Annotated in this window: 18 protein-coding genes; 4 read left to right on the top strand and 14 right to left on the bottom strand. The window is 66.2% G+C overall.

Features of this window, described 5'->3' with window-relative positions:
- Window positions 1-171: 171 nt before the first annotated feature.
- The 6 genes from moaC to RMN84_RS02750 are packed head-to-tail and all read right to left on the bottom strand — an operon-like array spanning window position 172 to window position 3,606.
- Complete coding sequence (moaC, locus tag RMN84_RS02775) at window positions 172-648, bottom strand: cyclic pyranopterin monophosphate synthase MoaC (protein WP_309610680.1); 477 nt, start codon at window positions 646-648, stop codon at window positions 172-174.
- Window positions 645-1,172, bottom strand: a complete 528-nt coding sequence (gene moaB, locus RMN84_RS02770; protein ID WP_309610679.1) for a molybdenum cofactor biosynthesis protein B — start codon at window positions 1,170-1,172, stop codon at window positions 645-647. Before moaB ends, moaC begins: the two co-directional genes overlap by 4 nt.
- Window positions 1,159-1,617 (bottom strand): molybdenum cofactor biosynthesis protein MoaE, encoded by a 459-nt coding sequence (locus RMN84_RS02765; protein WP_309610678.1) that lies wholly within the window; start codon window positions 1,615-1,617, stop codon window positions 1,159-1,161. Before RMN84_RS02765 ends, moaB begins: the two co-directional genes overlap by 14 nt.
- Window positions 1,614-1,862, bottom strand: coding sequence for a molybdopterin converting factor subunit 1 (gene moaD, locus RMN84_RS02760; RefSeq protein ID WP_309610677.1), 249 nt, complete (start codon window positions 1,860-1,862; stop codon window positions 1,614-1,616). The genes RMN84_RS02765 and moaD overlap by 4 nt, the downstream gene beginning before the upstream one ends.
- The gene (gene moaA / locus RMN84_RS02755) at window positions 1,862-2,842 is read right to left on the bottom strand and encodes a GTP 3',8-cyclase MoaA (RefSeq protein ID WP_309610676.1); all 981 of its coding nucleotides are present in this window, start codon (window positions 2,840-2,842) and stop codon (window positions 1,862-1,864) included. Before moaA ends, moaD begins: the two co-directional genes overlap by 1 nt.
- The gene (locus tag RMN84_RS02750; RefSeq protein ID WP_309610675.1) at window positions 2,839-3,606 is read right to left on the bottom strand and encodes a sulfite exporter TauE/SafE family protein; all 768 of its coding nucleotides are present in this window, start codon (window positions 3,604-3,606) and stop codon (window positions 2,839-2,841) included. The genes moaA and RMN84_RS02750 overlap by 4 nt, the downstream gene beginning before the upstream one ends.
- A 180-nt stretch (window positions 3,607-3,786) precedes the next feature.
- On the opposite strand from RMN84_RS02750, the gene RMN84_RS02745 reads away from it, so the two are divergent.
- Together RMN84_RS02745 and RMN84_RS02740 are read left to right on the top strand one after the other, a co-directional pair.
- The gene (locus RMN84_RS02745) at window positions 3,787-4,617 is read left to right on the top strand and encodes a cytochrome b/b6 domain-containing protein (RefSeq protein WP_309610674.1); all 831 of its coding nucleotides are present in this window, start codon (window positions 3,787-3,789) and stop codon (window positions 4,615-4,617) included.
- On the top strand, window positions 4,614-5,366 hold the full coding sequence (locus tag RMN84_RS02740) for a molybdopterin-binding protein (protein WP_309610673.1): 753 nt from the start codon (window positions 4,614-4,616) through the stop codon (window positions 5,364-5,366). The genes RMN84_RS02745 and RMN84_RS02740 overlap by 4 nt, the downstream gene beginning before the upstream one ends.
- 86 nt (window positions 5,367-5,452) lie before the next feature.
- Here the strand turns inward: RMN84_RS02740 and RMN84_RS02735 are convergent, their stop codons facing one another.
- Together RMN84_RS02735 and RMN84_RS02730 are read right to left on the bottom strand one after the other, a co-directional pair.
- Window positions 5,453-5,749, bottom strand: a complete 297-nt coding sequence (locus RMN84_RS02735) for a hypothetical protein (protein WP_309610672.1) — start codon at window positions 5,747-5,749, stop codon at window positions 5,453-5,455.
- 288 nt (window positions 5,750-6,037) lie between these two features.
- Complete coding sequence (locus RMN84_RS02730) at window positions 6,038-6,232, bottom strand: hypothetical protein (RefSeq protein ID WP_405051424.1); 195 nt, start codon at window positions 6,230-6,232, stop codon at window positions 6,038-6,040.
- A gap of 145 nt (window positions 6,233-6,377) precedes the next feature.
- Here RMN84_RS02730 and RMN84_RS02725 point away from each other — a divergent pair, with 145 nt between their 5' ends.
- Window positions 6,378-7,145: a MerR family transcriptional regulator gene (locus tag RMN84_RS02725; protein WP_309610671.1), complete on the top strand. Its 768-nt coding sequence runs from the start codon at window positions 6,378-6,380 to the stop codon at window positions 7,143-7,145.
- Between the two features lie 47 nt (window positions 7,146-7,192).
- Here RMN84_RS02725 and RMN84_RS02720 read toward each other — a convergent pair whose 3' ends face one another.
- The 6 genes from RMN84_RS02720 to RMN84_RS02695 form a co-directional block, all read right to left on the bottom strand.
- On the bottom strand, window positions 7,193-9,022 hold the full coding sequence (locus tag RMN84_RS02720; RefSeq protein ID WP_309610670.1) for a DUF885 family protein: 1,830 nt from the start codon (window positions 9,020-9,022) through the stop codon (window positions 7,193-7,195).
- A 79-nt stretch (window positions 9,023-9,101) separates the two neighbouring features.
- Window positions 9,102-10,481 (bottom strand): PEP-CTERM-box response regulator transcription factor, encoded by a 1,380-nt coding sequence (gene prsR, locus RMN84_RS02715; RefSeq protein WP_309610669.1) that lies wholly within the window; start codon window positions 10,479-10,481, stop codon window positions 9,102-9,104.
- On the bottom strand, window positions 10,478-12,550 hold the full coding sequence (gene prsK, locus RMN84_RS02710) for an XrtA/PEP-CTERM system histidine kinase PrsK (RefSeq protein WP_309610668.1): 2,073 nt from the start codon (window positions 12,548-12,550) through the stop codon (window positions 10,478-10,480). Before prsK ends, prsR begins: the two co-directional genes overlap by 4 nt.
- Before the next feature lie 120 nt (window positions 12,551-12,670).
- Window positions 12,671-13,303 (bottom strand): DUF4893 domain-containing protein, encoded by a 633-nt coding sequence (locus RMN84_RS02705; protein WP_309610667.1) that lies wholly within the window; start codon window positions 13,301-13,303, stop codon window positions 12,671-12,673.
- A 21-nt stretch (window positions 13,304-13,324) separates the two neighbouring features.
- Window positions 13,325-14,110: a 3-hydroxybutyrate dehydrogenase gene (locus tag RMN84_RS02700; protein ID WP_309610666.1), complete on the bottom strand. Its 786-nt coding sequence runs from the start codon at window positions 14,108-14,110 to the stop codon at window positions 13,325-13,327.
- The gene (locus RMN84_RS02695; protein WP_309610665.1) at window positions 14,107-15,300 is read right to left on the bottom strand and encodes a patatin-like phospholipase family protein; all 1,194 of its coding nucleotides are present in this window, start codon (window positions 15,298-15,300) and stop codon (window positions 14,107-14,109) included. Before RMN84_RS02695 ends, RMN84_RS02700 begins: the two co-directional genes overlap by 4 nt.
- Before the next feature lie 80 nt (window positions 15,301-15,380).
- On the opposite strand from RMN84_RS02695, the gene RMN84_RS02690 reads away from it, so the two are divergent.
- Window positions 15,381-15,939, top strand: a 559-nt coding sequence (locus RMN84_RS02690) for a neutral zinc metallopeptidase (RefSeq protein WP_309610664.1), incomplete at its 3' end; no start/stop codon positions are given.

Here is a 15,939-nt window from a genome sequence, read left to right as displayed (position 1 = left end):
CGGCAGGACCTCGCGGCAGGTACCGACGCGATGATCGGCTCGCTGTTCGCGCTGCTGCGTGGGGAAGAAGCTGACAGCACGGTCTTGTCGCCAACGCTGGTCGTTCGCGACAGCGCCTGATCCTGGATCAAATGGGCATGTCGCCGTCGCAAATTCTCGCGCCGTTTCTCCTTAACCGGTGCCGCGACGCCAGTCGCCCGAACGGCCGCCCGATTTCGCTATCAGCTCGATCGCTTCGATGACGATCCCGCGTTCGGCCGCCTTGAGCATGTCGTAGATCGTCAGGCAGGCGGCGGCGACGGCGGTCAGCGCTTCCATTTCGACCCCGGTCGGGCCGGTCGTGCGCGCGGTCGCCTCGACCAGCAGGCCGGGGTCGGCGAGGGTGACGCGGACCTCGACCGCGCTCAGCGACAGCGGGTGGCACAGCGGGATCAGCGCGCTGGTCTGCTTCGCGCCCATGATGCCGGCCAGCTCGGCGATGCCGATGACGTCGCCCTTGCCGACCCGACCCTCGGCGACCAGCGCGACGGTGGCCGGCGACAGGCGGACGCGGCCGCGTGCAGTGGCTTCGCGCGTGGTCGAGGGCTTGGCTGAGACGTCGACCATATGCGGCCGACCAGCCTCGTCGAAATGGGTGAGGTCGCTCATCGCTCGAGCAGGCGCGGCATGAGTTCGACCAGATTGCACGGCGTATGGCGCGCGTCGAGCTGCAGCGCGATGACCTTGTCCCAGCCGTCCTTCACCGCGCCGTTCGACCCGGGCAGGCAGAAGATGAAGGTGCCCTTCGCCACGCCTGCGCAGGCGCGCGATTGCAGGGTCGAGAGACCGACACTCTGGAAGCTGACCTGGTGGAAGATGACCGAGAAGCCGTCGATCGCCTTGTCGAACAGCGGGGTGACCGCTTCGGGCGTGACATCGCGACCGGTCAGGCCGGTGCCGCCGGTGGTGACGACCGCGTCGACGCGGGGGTCGTCGATCCACGCCTGAACCGCGGCGCGGATCGCGGACACGTCGTCGCGGACGATTTGGCGGTCGGCCAGCTCGTGCCCGGCGGCGACGATCCGGTCGGCGAGGATGCTGCCGGAGGTGTCGGTGGCGAGCGTGCGGCTGTCCGAGACGCTGAGCAGCGCGATGCGGACGGGAACGAAGGTGAGGCTGTCATCGATCGGCATGATCGCCTCCTTCGTCCCAGCGGGCGCGGTCGGCAAGGTCCGATGGCCGGGCCTCGATCCATTGGGTGCCATCGGCGCGCACTTCGCGTTTCCACAGCGGTGCCTCAGTCTTGAGCCTGTCCATCAGATAATCGACCGCGTCGAACGCCGCGCGACGATGTGACGAGGCGGCGGCGACGAGGACGATCGGCGCGCCGGGAAGGAGGCGGCCAACGCGGTGGACGATGAGGCAGTCGGCGATGGCGAAGCGGGCGCGGGCGTCGGCGGCGATCCGTTCGATCATCGCGGCGGTGAAGGTCGGATGGTGGTCGAGGTCGAGTGCCTCGACCCCGTCGCCGCGGACCTTGCCGAGGAAGCTAGCGATTGCCCCGGCATGGGGGTTGGCCGCAGAGAAAGCGGCAAGCAGCGCGGCCGGGTTAATGGCTTCGGCGGTAACGTGGATCATCCGCCGCTCACCGGCGGGATGAAGGCGATCTCGGTCACGCCCGCGAGCGGATGGTCGTCGGCGGCATAGGCATCGGCGATCACTACGCGGACGGTCGAACCGGCGAGCGCCGCCCCAAGTTCGGGCTGCTCCCTGTCGATCCAGTCACGCAGGGCCGCCACAGTCGCGATCCCGTCCGGTACCGCAACCTCGCCGCCACGCGATCCCGCGACCTCCGCCAGCCGCCCGAAATAGAGCAGCCGCATCAGCCGCCGGTGTGCGACATGTGGCGGGCGACGGCGGGCTTGGCGACGCGATGGTCGAAGGCGTGGCGCTCGGGCTTGCGTTCGATCGCGGCGAGGATCGCGGCGTCGAGCAGCCGGTCGTCTCTGTTAGCGCGGAGCGGCGTGCGCAGGTCGGCGTCGGCGTCGTCGCCCAGGCACAGGAACAGCTGGCCGGTGCAGGTCAGCCGGACGCGGTTGCAGCCGCCGCAGAAATTATGCGTCAGGGGGGTGATGAAGCCGATCGTCCCGCCCTCGTTCGTTCGCACGTATCGCGCTGGTCCGCCGGTCGAGCGGGCGAGGTCGGTCAGCGTCCAGCGCTCGGCAAAGCGGGCGCGGACTTCCGTCAGCGGGAGATACTGGTCGCGGCGGTCGGCCTCGACGCTGCCCAGCGGCATGACTTCGATGACGCTCAGATCGGCGCCGCGCGCGTGGGCCCATTCGGCCAGCGTGACGAGATGGTCGGCATTGTCGTCGCGCAGGGCGACCGCGTTGAGCTTGATCGCGATCCCGGCCGCCAGCGCGGCGTCGATGCCGACGATGACCCGCGCGACGTCTCCGCCGCGGGTAATGCGGGCGTAGGTGGCGGGCTCGAGGTGATCGAGCGAGACGTTGATTCGCTTCACCCCGGCGGCAGCGAGGGGGGCGGCAAATTCGGCCAGGCGATGGCCGTTGGTGGTCATCGTCAACTCGTCGAGCACGCCGCTGGCGAGGTGGCGCGAGAGGCGTTCGACCAGATATAGCATATCGCGCCGGACGAGCGGCTCGCCCCCGGTCAGGCGCAACTTGCGCACGCCAAGGCGAACGAAGGCCGACGCGACGCGGTCGAGTTCGTCGAGACTTAGTACCTCTGCCTTGGGCAGGAAGCGCATCCGTTCGGGCATGCAGTAGGTACAACGAAGGTCACAACGATCCGTCACCGACAGGCGCAGATAGTTGATAGTGCGGCCGAACGGATCGATCATGATCCCGCCGATAGCATGTGAGCGAAGCGCACCGCCAGTTGTCCGGCGACATAGAGGACCAGGATCGCGGTGAGGATCGCGACGTGGCGCGGCTTGAGCCGGGTCGATCCGACCAGCGATCCCGCCAGGCCACCGATGGCGACCGCCGGGAAGACCAGCCACAGCCCACCCATCGCCCCGAGTCGGGCAAGGGCGTCGGGCTTGGCCAGTTGCCCGGCGAGACCGGAGAGCGAATTGACGAGGATGAACAGCGCGCAGGTGCCGGCGATGGCCTTTGCCCCGCCCCAGCGCATCAGGTGAAGCACCGGCGCGAGGAAAATGCCGCCGCCGATGCCGACTATCCCGGCGAGCAGCCCGAGCACGCCGCCAATGACCGGCTCGCGCCATGACGGCGCGATGCGGGTGTCGTCGGGCAGCGGTTGCGCCTGCCGCCAAAGCATCGTCGCGCCGGCGACGATGAGCGAGGCGGCGAGCAGGCCGACGAACCAGATCTCGGACACCGGTAGGCGGCCGCCAACCCACGCCAACGGCACCGATAGGGTGAATAGGGGCCATGCCCGCCGCCACGGCACCTGCCCCACCTTGGCAAAGCGCCAGGTGCCGACGCTGACCACCAGCAGGTTGCACAGCAGGGCGATGACCGGAACGAGGTGGAAGTCGATCTTGGCAAGAACCAGCAGCGCGGAATAAGTCGACCCGCCGCCAAAGCCGACCGCCGCATAAAGCAGTGCAGTCAACAGGAACATCGCCGCCAGTCCGATCATGACACCCTATCTCCTTCGGCGTTCCAGCAACGGTGCTAGCGGTTTTCTGCTGCATCGCAACATCGCAAGCCTGTCTGCTGCCGACCGCGTGCTCCGGCGTCCAAAAACGTGTGCCCACCGTAGCTAGGGATTGCCGCGACCCGCCATTCGCGGGATAGTCGGCCATGGAGATCGCCGATCATGGCTGACGCCCCGCCGCCCTTCTACCGCCACCAGCTGCCGGCTCGCCTGTGGCACTGGACCAACGCCGTGTCGGTGTTCGTCATGCTCATGAGCGGGCTGATGATCCTCAACGCGCACCCGCGGCTATATTGGGGGGCGTTCGGGGCTAATGCCGATCATCCGTGGCTCGAGATCACGATGGGCCATATCCGGATCGGCCCGGTGACGCTGCCCGGCATGGGCATCTTCGGGGTTCAGGCCAACGGGCGCGGCTATGCGATCAATCCGCTGTTCACCATTCCGACGCATTATGACCTGGCCGGATCGCGGCAGTGGCACTTCGCTTTTGCCTGGCTACTGGTCGTGCCGGGAATCCTGTTCCTCGCCTGGACGCTGATCGGGCGGCACAAGCGCGATTTAGCACCGACTGGCGCGGACTTGAAGCCGTCGAATATCTGGCACGATATCAGCCAGCATGCGCGGCTGCGCTTCCCGACCGGGGAGGCAGCCAAGCGCTATAATATCCTCCAGAAGCTGTCCTATGTCTCAGTGATCTTCGTGCTTCTGCCGGGCGTGATCCTGACCGGGCTGACGATGTCGCCGGGGATGGACGCGGGCTGGCCGTGGCTGCTCGACCTGTTCGGCGGGCGACAGTCGGCGCGGTCGATCCACTTTATCTGCGCGATGGGGCTGGCGGCGTTCATCCTGGTCCATCTGATCATGGTTGTGCTGGCCGGACCGGTGAATGAGGTCCGCTCGATGATCAGCGGCTGGTATCGGCCCGCGCCCGACCCGGTGTCCGAACCCGTCCCAGCAACTCAACCCGACGTCATGGAGGAGCCGGCATGACGCTCGAAGTCAGCCGGAGAGGCCTCGTCATCGGTGCGGGCGGGTTGCTCGTCGCCGGGTGCGACAAGATCAATGCCTCGCCCAACGTCCGCAAGCTGCTCGCGCTGGGCGAGGGGGCGACCTATTCGGCGCAGCGCGCGATCGTCGATCGCACCGCGCTGGCGCCCGAGTTCACCCTCGCGCAAATGTCGCCAACATTCCGGACGAATGGCAATACCAACCCGGGATGGACCGAATATGCCGGTCATGTCGCGAGCAAGTTTGCTGACTGGCAACTGATCGTCGACGGACTGGTGGCGCGCCCGCTAAAGCTGTCGCTGGCCCAGCTGCGTGCCGCCCCGTACCGCACTCAGATCACGCGCCACGACTGTGTCGAGGGATGGAGTGCGATCGGGCAGTGGACCGGGGCACCGCTCTATTTGCTGCTGAAGCAGGCCGGCATCTTGCCATCGGCGCGCTTTGTCGTGTTCCATTGCGCCGACGATAGCGGTGGAAGACCCTATTATGAGTCGGTCGACCTGATCGACGCTTTCCATCCGCAGTCGATCCTGGCGTGGGGCATGAACGGGCAGCCGCTGTCGGTCGGTCACGGCGCGCCGCTGCGGCTCAGGGTCGAGCGCCAGCTTGGCTACAAGCAGGCCAAATATGTCATGCGGGTCGAGGCGGTCGCCTCGCTCGCCGGCATCTACGGCGGCAAGGGCGGCTATTGGGAGGATGTCGCTGGCTATCAGTGGTACGCAGGGATCTGACCGGGACCTTCCCTCTCTGCCACGGGGAAGTTCAGGCACTCCCGTTGATGATCAATCGGATCCCGGTGAGTCCGGACGCACGATGATTAATCTGGCTTCCGCTCCTGATTTTGCTGTTTGATATTGGCAACGGAGGCGGCTTTGTCGGCTTGGCTTGAAAGCGGACTTATGCCTGCCACAGTTTGACCGTCCACATTGAGGCAACCACATCGCCGTCCAAAAAGCAGCCGGTCCGCTTTCTGGCTGGCGAGGATCGCCTCGATCCGTTCCGTCAGCGCCTCTGTCTTGGTTCGGGCGACGCTCGTTCCGAGCGACCCACAATGGCCGACACCGGGCCGTTCGCCGGATAAACAATTTTTAAACTCGATGACGATGTGACACATGGTCGTCGATGCGGCCGATCCTTTCCTTTATTCCGACCCGTGACGGCGCGTTCAGCGCGGGCCGGACGCCGTCCGCAGCGTCAGTCTCTCACTAGCGCGGACGGCCTGATCGCGACGGTCACAACAGAATCACCTTCGGCCGTCGCCCGAACCGCCCCGATAACCCCGCAATCAGCCGTTGCCGCACAAAATTTACACTGCCGCGAAAGCGCGCCACGGCGTCAACTTCATGTCCTCGGCAGGCCGCAAATCAGCTCCGTACCATGAACATTCGGTACATTCGCGTCGCTAGCGCCGCCGTGCGAAGATGATCAGCGCGACACCGACCACCGCCAGCAACGCCCCGCGAGTCGCCCACGGCCGCTGGTCGAGCATGAAGCTCGACGCCGGCCAATGAACCAAGCCGGTGCCTTGCCCGATCCACAATATCCCCATCAGCAACGCGAACACTCCGACGATCAGCAGTGCGGTCTTCATGGTCATTCCCCCGAGTCCGTTCACCCTGAGCTTGTCGACGGGCCTCCCTACCTTAGCGCTTGCCCTGAAGAAGGACAGCGTTTTGGACAAACGCACGAATCCCGAAAAAAGGCTTGAAGTTGACCCAACGTCAACCTGTAAACCCCTTCTTATGATCGAGACACTGGACATCGCGACCGTCGCCCGCCGCACCGGCCTGACCAGCCGCGCACTGCGTTTCTACGAAGCGCGCGGGCTGATCGCGCCGCTCCGAACCGACTCTGGCCGCCGCTTGTTCGGCACCGGCGAACTTGCCCGCGTCCATCAATTGCTCACTCTCAAGCGCGCCGGGCTTAGCCTCGCCCAGATCAAGCAACTGTTCGACGGCCGCCGCATCGACCTTGGCCAGCTGCTGCGCGCCCAGATTGAGGTCATCGACACCCAGGCCCGCGACCTCGCCGCGGCGCGGGGCCATCTCGAAACCGCTCTGTCCCGCATCGACCGTGGCGAACCGCTCGATGCCGCGACCCTTTGTTCGCTGATCAAATTCGGAGAAAATATGATGGAACATGAGAATTGGTCGACGGTCAGCGACCGCTATATCGGGCCCGAAGCCAAGGCCGACTTCGCCGCGGCGATGCCTAAGATGCCTGCTGATTTCGACCACGCGGCGTATAGCGCCAAGTGGGACGATCTCTCAGGCCGGATCGAGGCGGCGCTGCCGATGGATCCCAAGTCGGATCAAGCCCGCGCCTTCTACGACGAGTGGCAAGCGCTGCTCGCCCCGTTTACCGCCGTTGCGACCCCGGCGATGATGCAGGGTGTCGGCAAGATGTACGACAAGATTCCTGAGTGGCAGGTCGAGCAGAAGCCACCTTTCTCGGCCGATGTCTGGGCGTTCATCAAATCGGTCGGCCCCGCACCGAAACTGGGCGATTGACGATCGCTCCCGCCACGGTCGGTTCCGACTGTGGCCGGGTTGGCCGCTCACCCGCGAAGCTGCGCCGCCGTTCGCTCCTTGATCCGCCGCTCGAGGATTGTCAGCGGCATCGCGCCTTCCTTCAATATCTCGTGAAATTGCTTGAGGTCGAACTTCGCGCCCAGCGCGGCCTGCGCCTCGGCGCGCGCGCGGGTCCAGGCGATGTGGCCAATCTTGTAGCTGCATGCCTGGCCGATCGAGGCGCAGTAACGCTCGACTTCGCGCTGCACTCGCGGGCGCGAGAAGCCGGTCGTCGCAACCATGTAATCGACCGCTTTCTCGCGGCTCCACTGCTTGGAATTGAGGCCGGTATCGACCACCAGCCGCGCCGCGCGGAACAGGTAGGATTGCAGGTAACCGGCCCGCTCGATCCCGCTATACCCGCCCAGTTCGTCGGCCAATTGCTCGGCATAGAGCGCCCAACCTTCGCCATAACCCGAATAGAAACTGTTGCGCCGGATCATCGGCAACGACCCCGATGTCTGCGCGATCCCGCCCTGCAGATGATGCCCCGGCACGCCTTCGTGATAGGTCAGCGCGGGCAGCTGGTATTTCGGCCAATCCCCGGTCGATTTCAGGTTGATGTAATAGATTGCCGGGCGCGACCCATCGATCGTCGCCGGCTGGTAATAGCCGTTGGGTGCCCCCTCCTGAATGTTCGGCGGCACGCGGCGAATTTCGAGGCTGCGGCCCGGTACGGTCGCGAACGCCTGCGGCAGCTTGGCGGTCATCGCCGCGACCCCCGCGTTGAGGCTGGCGAGCAGTGCAGCGCGCCCGGCGTCATCGTTCGCATAGAGCTGCGCCGGCGAGGTGTTGAGTGCGGTCAGCCGCTCGCCGACCGTACCCGTCGTGAATCCCGCGCCCTTCAGGATGGTGTCGAGCTGCGCGCTGATCTCGGCGACCTGCTGCAGCCCGAGCTGATGGACTTGGTCGGGCGTGAAGTCGGTCGTCGTCGCCTGGGCCAGCGCCGCCGCGTAAATCTCGTCGCCGTGGGGCAGGCGCCATGCCCCATCGCCCGCCGGGGTCGTCCGCCGCAGTTCCTGTACCGCCGCGATCTGCCGGTCGAGCGCGGGATAGACCCGCCCGCTGACGATCGCCTCGGCCCGCTTCTGCCAGTCACCGGCGAGCTTCTCTTTGCCCGCTCGCTCGGTCAGCGCGGTGACCAGTCCGCTCGTTGCCGCGGGTTCGCTGCGCAACGTCTGCATCTGCTTCAACACCAGGTCGAGCGACCACCCCGGCGCGACATAGCCGCGCGCAGCCTGCCGCTTCTGCTCGGCTGTCTCATTGTCCATCACCGTCGAAAACTGGCCGAGCCGCGACAGATAGGATTCGGCATCGGCGCCGGTCTTGATCGTATGCGAGTTGGCGAGGAAATCGGGGATGCTGAAATAGGCCCCGTCCTGCTGGCTCCAGATGTAGGGGCTGATCGCGCTGTCGAGGTCGAACCGCGCCGGCGCGATCGTATCGGTCGCAATGTCGTACAGCACCACCTCGCGATTGAGTTTCGCCGCCGCCGACAGGCCGGCCTCGGGCACCATCTTCAACTGGGAAACATAGCGCCGGTTGCGCGCCAGATCATCCGCCCGCGCTGCCTGGTAGGGCTCCGTATCGAGCATCGACTTCAGTCGGGCATTGGGCCCCTTGTCGAGCCCGAGGAAGGTCGCATAGGTCGGCGAATGGGCGACCTGGTCGGCGAAAATCCGGTCGAACAGCGCATTGAGGCGCACATCGGCCGCTGCTCCGCCGACCATCGCCCGCTTGACCGGCGCGGCGAATGCGTTGGCGGAGGAGGTAAGCGCGGCGGCGCCACTGGTGGCGAGAAATTGACGACGGTTCATGACGGGGGCTCCCTGAAGGTCAGGGGCCAGACCCTAACCGCCCCGCTCGCCCGGGCAATGTCGTTGGTCGAGACCCACCCTATGTTTGCAGATGATATTGCTTGAGCAGGTCGTAGAGCGTCGGGCGCGAGATGCCGAGCAGCTTGGCCGCGCCGGAGATATTATTCTCGGTGCGGGTCATCGCCTGTCGGATCGCGCGGCGGTCGGCGACTTCGCGCGCGGCGCGCAGGTTGATCGCGATACTGCTCTCTTCCTCGCTCGCCGGGCCACCGGGCAAGTCGAGATCGGCCGCGCCGACCATCTTGCCGTCGGCCATGATCACCGCGCGCTTCAGACGATTCTCCAGCTCGCGGACATTGCCCGGCCACGGATAGGCATCGATCGCGGCCAATGCGTCGGGGCCGAGCCCGCCGACCCGGGGGTTCAATTCGCGCGCGAACCGCGTCGTGAAATGCCGCGCCAGCAGCACCGCGTCGCCCGGTCGCTCGGCCAGACTGGGGATCTTCACCACGATCTCGGCGAGGCGATAATAAAGATCCTCGCGGAACCGCCCGTCGGCCTGCATCGCGTCGAGGTCCTGGTGGGTCGCGCAGACGATCCGCGTATCGACCGCGATCCCGCTGCGCCCGCCGATCCGCTCGATCACCCGCTCCTGCAGGAAGCGCAGCAGCTTGACCTGCAAGGGCAGCGGAATGTCGCCGACCTCGTCGAGGAACAATGTCCCGCCCTGCGCCTGCTCGATCTTGCCCGGCGTCGTCTTGACCGCCCCGGTGAACGCCCCGCGCTCGTATCCGAACAGCTCTGCTTCGAGCAGGTTCTCGGGGATGGCGGCGCAGTTAATCGCGACGAACTCGCCCTTCGCGCGCGGCGACTTGTCGTGGACCGCCCGCGCCAGCAATTCCTTGCCGGTGCCGCTCGCGCCCAGCAGCATGACCGAAACATCGGCACCCGCCACCCGCTCGATCGTCCGCGCGACCTTGAGCATTTCCGGCGCGGCGCTGAGGATCGATCCGAGCACCGCCCCGCCGCCGCTGCCCTGCTGCTCCATCAGCCGGTTCTCGCGCTCCAGTGCATGGACGTGGAACGCCCGCGCGACGATCAGCCCGAGCTCGTCGATGTCGACCGGCTTGCGATAGAAATCATAGGCGCCCAGCGCGATCGCGGTCAGTGCGCTTTCCCGCGCGCCATGGCCCGACGCGACGATCACCTTGGTGTCGGGCTTCAGCGCCAATATCTCGCGCAGCGTGGCGAATCCCTCGGCCGTCCCGTCGGGATCGGGCGGCAGGCCGAGGTCGAGCGTCACCACCGCCGGCTCGTGTGCCCGCAGCATCTCGATCGCGGCCGGTCGGTCGCCGGCAATCACCACGCGATAGCCTTCATAGGCCCATTTCAACTGGCGCTGGAGCCCCTCGTCATCCTCGACGATCAGCAGCACGGGCAGTTCGGCGTTCTCGGTCATGCGATCTTCCGAAGCGGGGCGGCATCTGCCGCGATGAGGTGGATGGTGAAGCTGCTGCCTGCGCCGGGCGTGCTGGTGACGGTCAGGCGTCCGCCCATGCCGGCAATCAGCGAGCGTGCCTCGAACGCGCCCACGCCAAAGCCGTCGGCCTTGGTCGAAGCGAACGGCTGGAACAGGCGGTTGCGGATGAAGTCGCTGTCCATCCCGACGCCCTGATCGGTGATCGAAATGGCGATCCCGCTGTCGTCGCTCGCCACCCGCACCAGCACCGGCTCGCGCCCCGGCGAGGCGTCGATCGCGTTCTGCAGCAAATGGCCAACCGCCTGCTCCAGCCCGAGCGGATCGACCAGCGCCCACAGCCCGGTATCGCCGAGCAATCGCACCTCGTGGTCGCGGCGCTTGGCGGCTATCGCGGAGGACAGGAGATCGCGCAACGGAGTCGGCTCGGACCGCTCGCTGCGCTGCCCGCCCTGCGGCGCGAGCCGCGCGAGGAGGTCGTTCATCTTGCCGACCGAACTCTTCAGCGTCGCGACCATGTCGGCGCGGAATTCGGGGTTGTCGGCGTGCCGCTCGGCGTTGCGCGACAGCAGCGACAATTGGCTGACCAGGTTCTTCACATCGTGCAGGATGAAGGCGAAGCGGCGGTTGAATTCCTCGAACCGCTGGGCGTTGAGCAGCGCTTCCTGGCCATGCGCCTCAGCCAGCGACGATGCCGCCTGCCGCCCGGCCGTGCGCAGCAGGTCGAAATCTTCCCAATCGAGCGCGCGGCGATATTCGGGCGCGGCGAGCAGGATGATGCCGACCAGTCGCTCGTGGTGGATCAGCGGCACCGCCAGCCACGCGGCGGCGTCGCCGCTCATCCACTCCGGCACGTCAATGTGCTGGTCGCGGTTGGCGCCCGATCCGTGGCGATGTGCATCGAGGTCGACGATCCGCCCCTCGCTTTCCACCGCGCGCCAAAAGTCGGGAGCACCCTTCATCGTCCCGCCGGTCAATGGCTTGCCCGGCCAGTTCCAGTTCGCCGCGACTTCGATCAGGCCATGATCGTCCGCGACCAGAAGCATCCCGCCTGGCGCCTCCAGGATGTCGCCAAAGGCCTTGATCACCCGCTCGCCAAGTGGTGCCGCTTCCGGCCCGCTGCGGCCGATCGTCCCGGTGAAACGCAGCCATTCGGCGCGATAATCATAGCGATGCTCGAAGAAATGCTTGGCCAGCTTGACCTTGGCCCACGCCCGCAATCGCGCCGACGGCAGCATGATGATCGCACCGCCGCTGACCAGCACAATCGCACCCACGGCCGCGATCCGCAGCCAGTCGCGGTCGCTGTCCTGCAGCGCCGAACCGAGCATCATCATCACGCCGAGGTAAGCGACGATCACCAGCAGCGAGAAAGTCTGGAAGGTCGCGGCGTGCGAGAGGCGAATCCGCCAGCCATCGCTCCGCGCGCCGCCCAGCGCGAACAGCGGCATCGTCCCGGCGACAAGGATCCCCCGCCACACGAACAGCTGGTCGGCAAACGGCGAGCCCAGATAGGCGAAGGTGAACAGGTTGAGATCATAACCCCAGGTCAGGGTCAGCGCGAACATCGCGAGGCGGATCGACATCCGGCTGGCGACCGATGCCTGGCCATAAATGTTGTGGATGATGATCAGCGCCCCCGACGCCGTGACGATGCGCAACAGGAGCGACGTCTCGGTCATTCGCTCCATCAGGTCGGGCATCGGCGCGCCCGCCAGCATGAAGATGTTGAGCGCCAGCTGCAGCCCGATGACGAGCGCTTCGGCGGCGAACACGAACCGCAGGCCGCCATCGACCACGTCGTCGGCGATCGCTCGCCGGGTCAGGGCATACAGCAGGCCCAGCCACGCCAGGTTGCGGAACGTGCCCGCGATCAGCGTCGTCGGCGTCGACACGCCGTTGACCGCGCACAAGGCCGCCCACACCGAAGTCGCGGCATAGGCCGCCAGCAGCAGCCGCTGCGGCAGGTCGGTGACCGGCTTGCACAACCGCCACACGAACAACGTCGCGAAGCAGACCGCAGCGAGGCCATAGGACCAAGCCGCCGTCACCGCCCGTCCCGCAAAACTGTCAAGCGCACCGACATGCCCTTACTGTCGGGATAATTTACAAAGATAAGGTGAACGCTTGCCCCCGCGCAGGTCGACCTCCTCGACCGCGCCAGCGACTAATCAGCCGGCCGGGACCAGCTCGATCACGTCGATCTGCGATTCATAGCGCGGGCGCGGCAGGATCAGGCGCCAGCGGCGCGGGCCGATCCGCTCGACATAGCCCGCCATGTCGCGGTCGGGGTCGCCGCCATATTGGAGTGCCCGCGTCTCGTCGCCCAGCATCAGCGTACCCAGGAATACCAGCCGCAGCGCGTCGGCCGGATAGAGCAGCCCGACCGGGCGTTGCGATCCGCTCAGCTTGGCCAGCCCCTGAACCCCGCGCTCGGGCCGGATGCGGCAGGTGAATTGCGGATACGCGACAAAGTTGAGCATCCCGGTCGATCTCGCCCCGACCTTGATTGTGCGGCACCGGTAATCGCCGTTGGGGATGACGGGGCCGGGCAGGGCGGCATCGGGATGGAGCAACGCGCCTTCGCGATCGATCCTAGCGCCTTCCCCGGAACTGCGTGACGCCCGTACCGCGCCGACGAACGCCGACCGCCATTCGCGGAGCCGGACCCGGTCGTTCGCGGTCGCCACCAAGCGCCAGTCGCGCGCCGGGCTATCGACCAGCCGCCCCTCGCGATCGAACTGTCGCTCCATAGTCGCGCAGGCGGACAGCGACAGCAGGGCGATCGGGATCAATATGCGCATGGCGCGAGCGTTAATCGGAGCTTATTGCGCCGTCCAGCCGCCATCGATGCTCAGGTTCGCGCCGGTGATCGATCGCGCCTCGTCGCGGCACAAATAAAGCGCCAGCGCGGCGACCTCTTCGGGCGTGACGAATTGCTTGGTCGGCTGGGCGTCGAGCAGCACGTCGTTGATGACCTGCTCGCGGGTCAGGCCGCGCGCCTTCATCGTGTCGGGAATCTGGTTTTCGACCAGCGGCGTCCAGACGTATCCGGGCGAAATGCAATTGACCGTGATCCCCGCCGTCGCGACTTCCAGCGCGATCGTCTTGGTCAATCCGGCAATGCCGTGCTTGGCCATGACATAAGCGCTCTTGTTGGGACTCGCCGTGAGGCTGTGGGCCGAGGCGGTCGACAGAATCCGACCCCATTTCTTCGCGCGCATGATCGGCACGACGGCGCGTGTCAGATACCAGGCGGCGCTCAAGTTGAGCTTGATGATCTTCTCATACTGGTCGGGTGGAAAATCCTCGATCGGCGCGACATGCTGGATGCCGGCGTTGTTGACGATGATGTCGGGGCCGCCGGTGGCGTCGCTGCACGCCTTGACCATCGCCTCGATCGCCGCCGGGTCCATCATGTCGGCATTGCTGTAATAGGCCGTGGCACCCGCCGTGGCTTCCAGCGCGGCGCGCTCGGTCTCGATCGCGGCGGCGTCGCCAAAGCCGTTGATGGTCACGCTCGCGCCCTCGGCGGCAAACGCCTTGGCGATGGCCAGGCCGATGCCAGAGGTCGAACCGGTAACGATGGCACTCTTGCCTTTGAGGATCATATTGCTTCCTTCATGGTGGCGGAATTGGGAGGTGGTGCGGGCGCGGCGCTGAGCGCCAGGTCGAAGGCGGCGCTCTTGCCGGTGGCGATATTCTCGGCGACGATCTCGGCATTGGCCTTGGCGTGGGTCACCGCATAGTGACCAGCAGCCCAATGCTCGCGCATTGTCCGGGCGGAGAATTCATAGTCGCGCGATCCGCCTTCCCAGGCATTGGCGCGATAGATTAGCTGGACCAGGTTGAGTGGCTTGTCCGCGGCGAACCTGGCCAGCGTGCGCGCTTCGCGGCTGTGGCGCAGCTTGGGCGGCAGCAGGTCGAGCAAATCGCGGATCGCCTCCCGCTCGCCGCGCTCGTGCATCGCCATCTGCGACACCTGGCGGGTGCGGCTGGAGAAACGGATTTCCTTCTCCCGCGCGATGACGTCCATGATCGTCTTAGGCAGTGCGGCGCTCGACGGGAACAGGTCGATCTGGAACACCAGCATCTCGCCATCCTGATGTTCGAGCAAATGTGTCAGCGGCGTGTTGGACACCAGCCCCCCATCCCACCAATATCTGCCCTCGATCTCGACCGGTGCAAACCCCGGCGGCAGTGCGCCCGAGGCCATGATGTGGCGCGCGTCGATCCTGTCCCTGGCCGTGTCGAAGAAACGGAAATTGCCACTCTCGATATCGACCGCGCCGACAGACAGCCGCACCGGACCATCGTTGACGAGGTTCCAGTCGACCAGCTCGTCGAGCGTCGCCTCGAGCGGGCTCGTGTCGTAATAGCTCACCGCCCCGGGCGTGCCGGGGGTGGCGAACTGCGGCTGGACCAGGCGCGGGGTGAAAAAGCCCGGCACGCCCGTGAGCGCGACGAACCCGGCCGACCATTCATGGACAAACTCGCGTTCCTGGGTCGATCCGAACAGCGGGAAACTGGGCAGCGACGAGCCGAGCTTGTCCCAGAAGGCGTGGAGCGCCGCGAGCCGCGTTTCGGGCGGATTGCCGGCGATCAGCGCGGCGTTGATCGCGCCGATCGAAATGCCCGCGACCCAGTCGATCTCGATGTCGTTGGCCTCCAGGCCCTCGATCACGCCCGCCTGGTAGCTGCCGAGCGCACCGCCGCCTTGCAGCACCAGCGCAACCGTGTCGGGCAGCGGCAGCACGGCACAGTCGCGGCGTCGTCTGCGGGACGGGGGAGCGTCGGCCATGGCGCGGGCTTAGGGCTGCCGTCGGCCCACTCCAACCCTTGCCGACAAGATTGTTTTGCAACCGCAACAGGACCCGCGCATTGAAGCGCCAACAGGAGGACATCCCGATGCGGCTCGACGACCAGCGCGAAAGTGGCAATTTTCAGGACGATACCGGGCGCGGTGGGTCGGGCTTCGGCGGTGGCGGCGGCTTTGGCGGGGGCGGGCTCGGGTTGATCTTTTCACTCGTCGCCAGCCGCTTCGGGATCGTCGGGATCATTTTCCTGGCGCTCGGCTATTGCGCGCTGACCTCGCTTGGTGGGGGCGGCGGAATGCTCGGCGGCGGCTCGTCACCGCAGGCCAGCGCCCCGGCCGGGCAGTCGACGCTTGATCCGACGACCAAAACGTTCGTCGTAAAAATCCTCGGGTCGACCGAAGACGTCTGGACGAAATTATTCGCGGCGAAGGGCCAGCAATATACGCCGACGACGCTGGTCGCCTATTCGCGAAGCGATCAATCCGGCTGTGGTGCGGCGCAGTCGGCGATGGGCCCCTTCTATTGCCCGACCGACAAGAAGATCTACCTCGACACCAGCTTCTTCAACGAGCTGTCGCAGCGTTTTCAGGCACCAGGCGACTTCGCGCAGGAATATGTCATCG

The sequence above is a fragment of the Sphingomonas sp. genome (assembly GCF_031380695.1).
Lineage (GTDB): Bacteria > Pseudomonadota > Alphaproteobacteria > Sphingomonadales > Sphingomonadaceae > Sphingomicrobium.
The sequence above is the reverse complement of the archived record's forward strand: the minus strand, read 5'-3'. Positions and strand labels throughout refer to the sequence as shown.

Excerpts from the sequence above, each read along its gene's own strand:
- prsR (WP_309610669.1), bottom strand. The coding sequence starts at position 10,481 with ATGACCGAGAACGCCGAACTGCCCGTGCTGCTGATCGTCGAGGATGAC.
- moaD (WP_309610677.1), bottom strand. The coding sequence starts at position 1,862 with ATGCGGCTGCTCTATTTCGGGCGGCTGGCGGAGGTCGCGGGATCGCGT.
- RMN84_RS02735 (WP_309610672.1), bottom strand. The coding sequence starts at position 5,749 with ATGTGTCACATCGTCATCGAGTTTAAAAATTGTTTATCCGGCGAACGG.
- RMN84_RS02730 (WP_405051424.1), bottom strand. The coding sequence starts at position 6,232 with ATGACCATGAAGACCGCACTGCTGATCGTCGGAGTGTTCGCGTTGCTG.
- RMN84_RS02740 (WP_309610673.1), top strand. The coding sequence starts at position 4,614 with ATGACGCTCGAAGTCAGCCGGAGAGGCCTCGTCATCGGTGCGGGCGGG.
- moaA (WP_309610676.1), bottom strand. The coding sequence starts at position 2,842 with ATGATCGATCCGTTCGGCCGCACTATCAACTATCTGCGCCTGTCGGTG.
- RMN84_RS02700 (WP_309610666.1), bottom strand. The coding sequence starts at position 14,110 with ATGATCCTCAAAGGCAAGAGTGCCATCGTTACCGGTTCGACCTCTGGC.
- RMN84_RS02725 (WP_309610671.1), top strand. The coding sequence starts at position 6,378 with ATGATCGAGACACTGGACATCGCGACCGTCGCCCGCCGCACCGGCCTG.
- moaB (WP_309610679.1), bottom strand. The coding sequence starts at position 1,172 with ATGCCGATCGATGACAGCCTCACCTTCGTTCCCGTCCGCATCGCGCTG.
- RMN84_RS02750 (WP_309610675.1), bottom strand. The coding sequence starts at position 3,606 with ATGATCGGACTGGCGGCGATGTTCCTGTTGACTGCACTGCTTTATGCG.
- RMN84_RS02695 (WP_309610665.1), bottom strand. The coding sequence starts at position 15,300 with ATGGCCGACGCTCCCCCGTCCCGCAGACGACGCCGCGACTGTGCCGTG.
- RMN84_RS02745 (WP_309610674.1), top strand. The coding sequence starts at position 3,787 with ATGGCTGACGCCCCGCCGCCCTTCTACCGCCACCAGCTGCCGGCTCGC.
- moaC (WP_309610680.1), bottom strand. The coding sequence starts at position 648 with ATGAGCGACCTCACCCATTTCGACGAGGCTGGTCGGCCGCATATGGTC.
- RMN84_RS02705 (WP_309610667.1), bottom strand. The coding sequence starts at position 13,303 with ATGCGCATATTGATCCCGATCGCCCTGCTGTCGCTGTCCGCCTGCGCG.
- RMN84_RS02765 (WP_309610678.1), bottom strand. The coding sequence starts at position 1,617 with ATGATCCACGTTACCGCCGAAGCCATTAACCCGGCCGCGCTGCTTGCC.
- RMN84_RS02720 (WP_309610670.1), bottom strand. The coding sequence starts at position 9,022 with ATGAACCGTCGTCAATTTCTCGCCACCAGTGGCGCCGCCGCGCTTACC.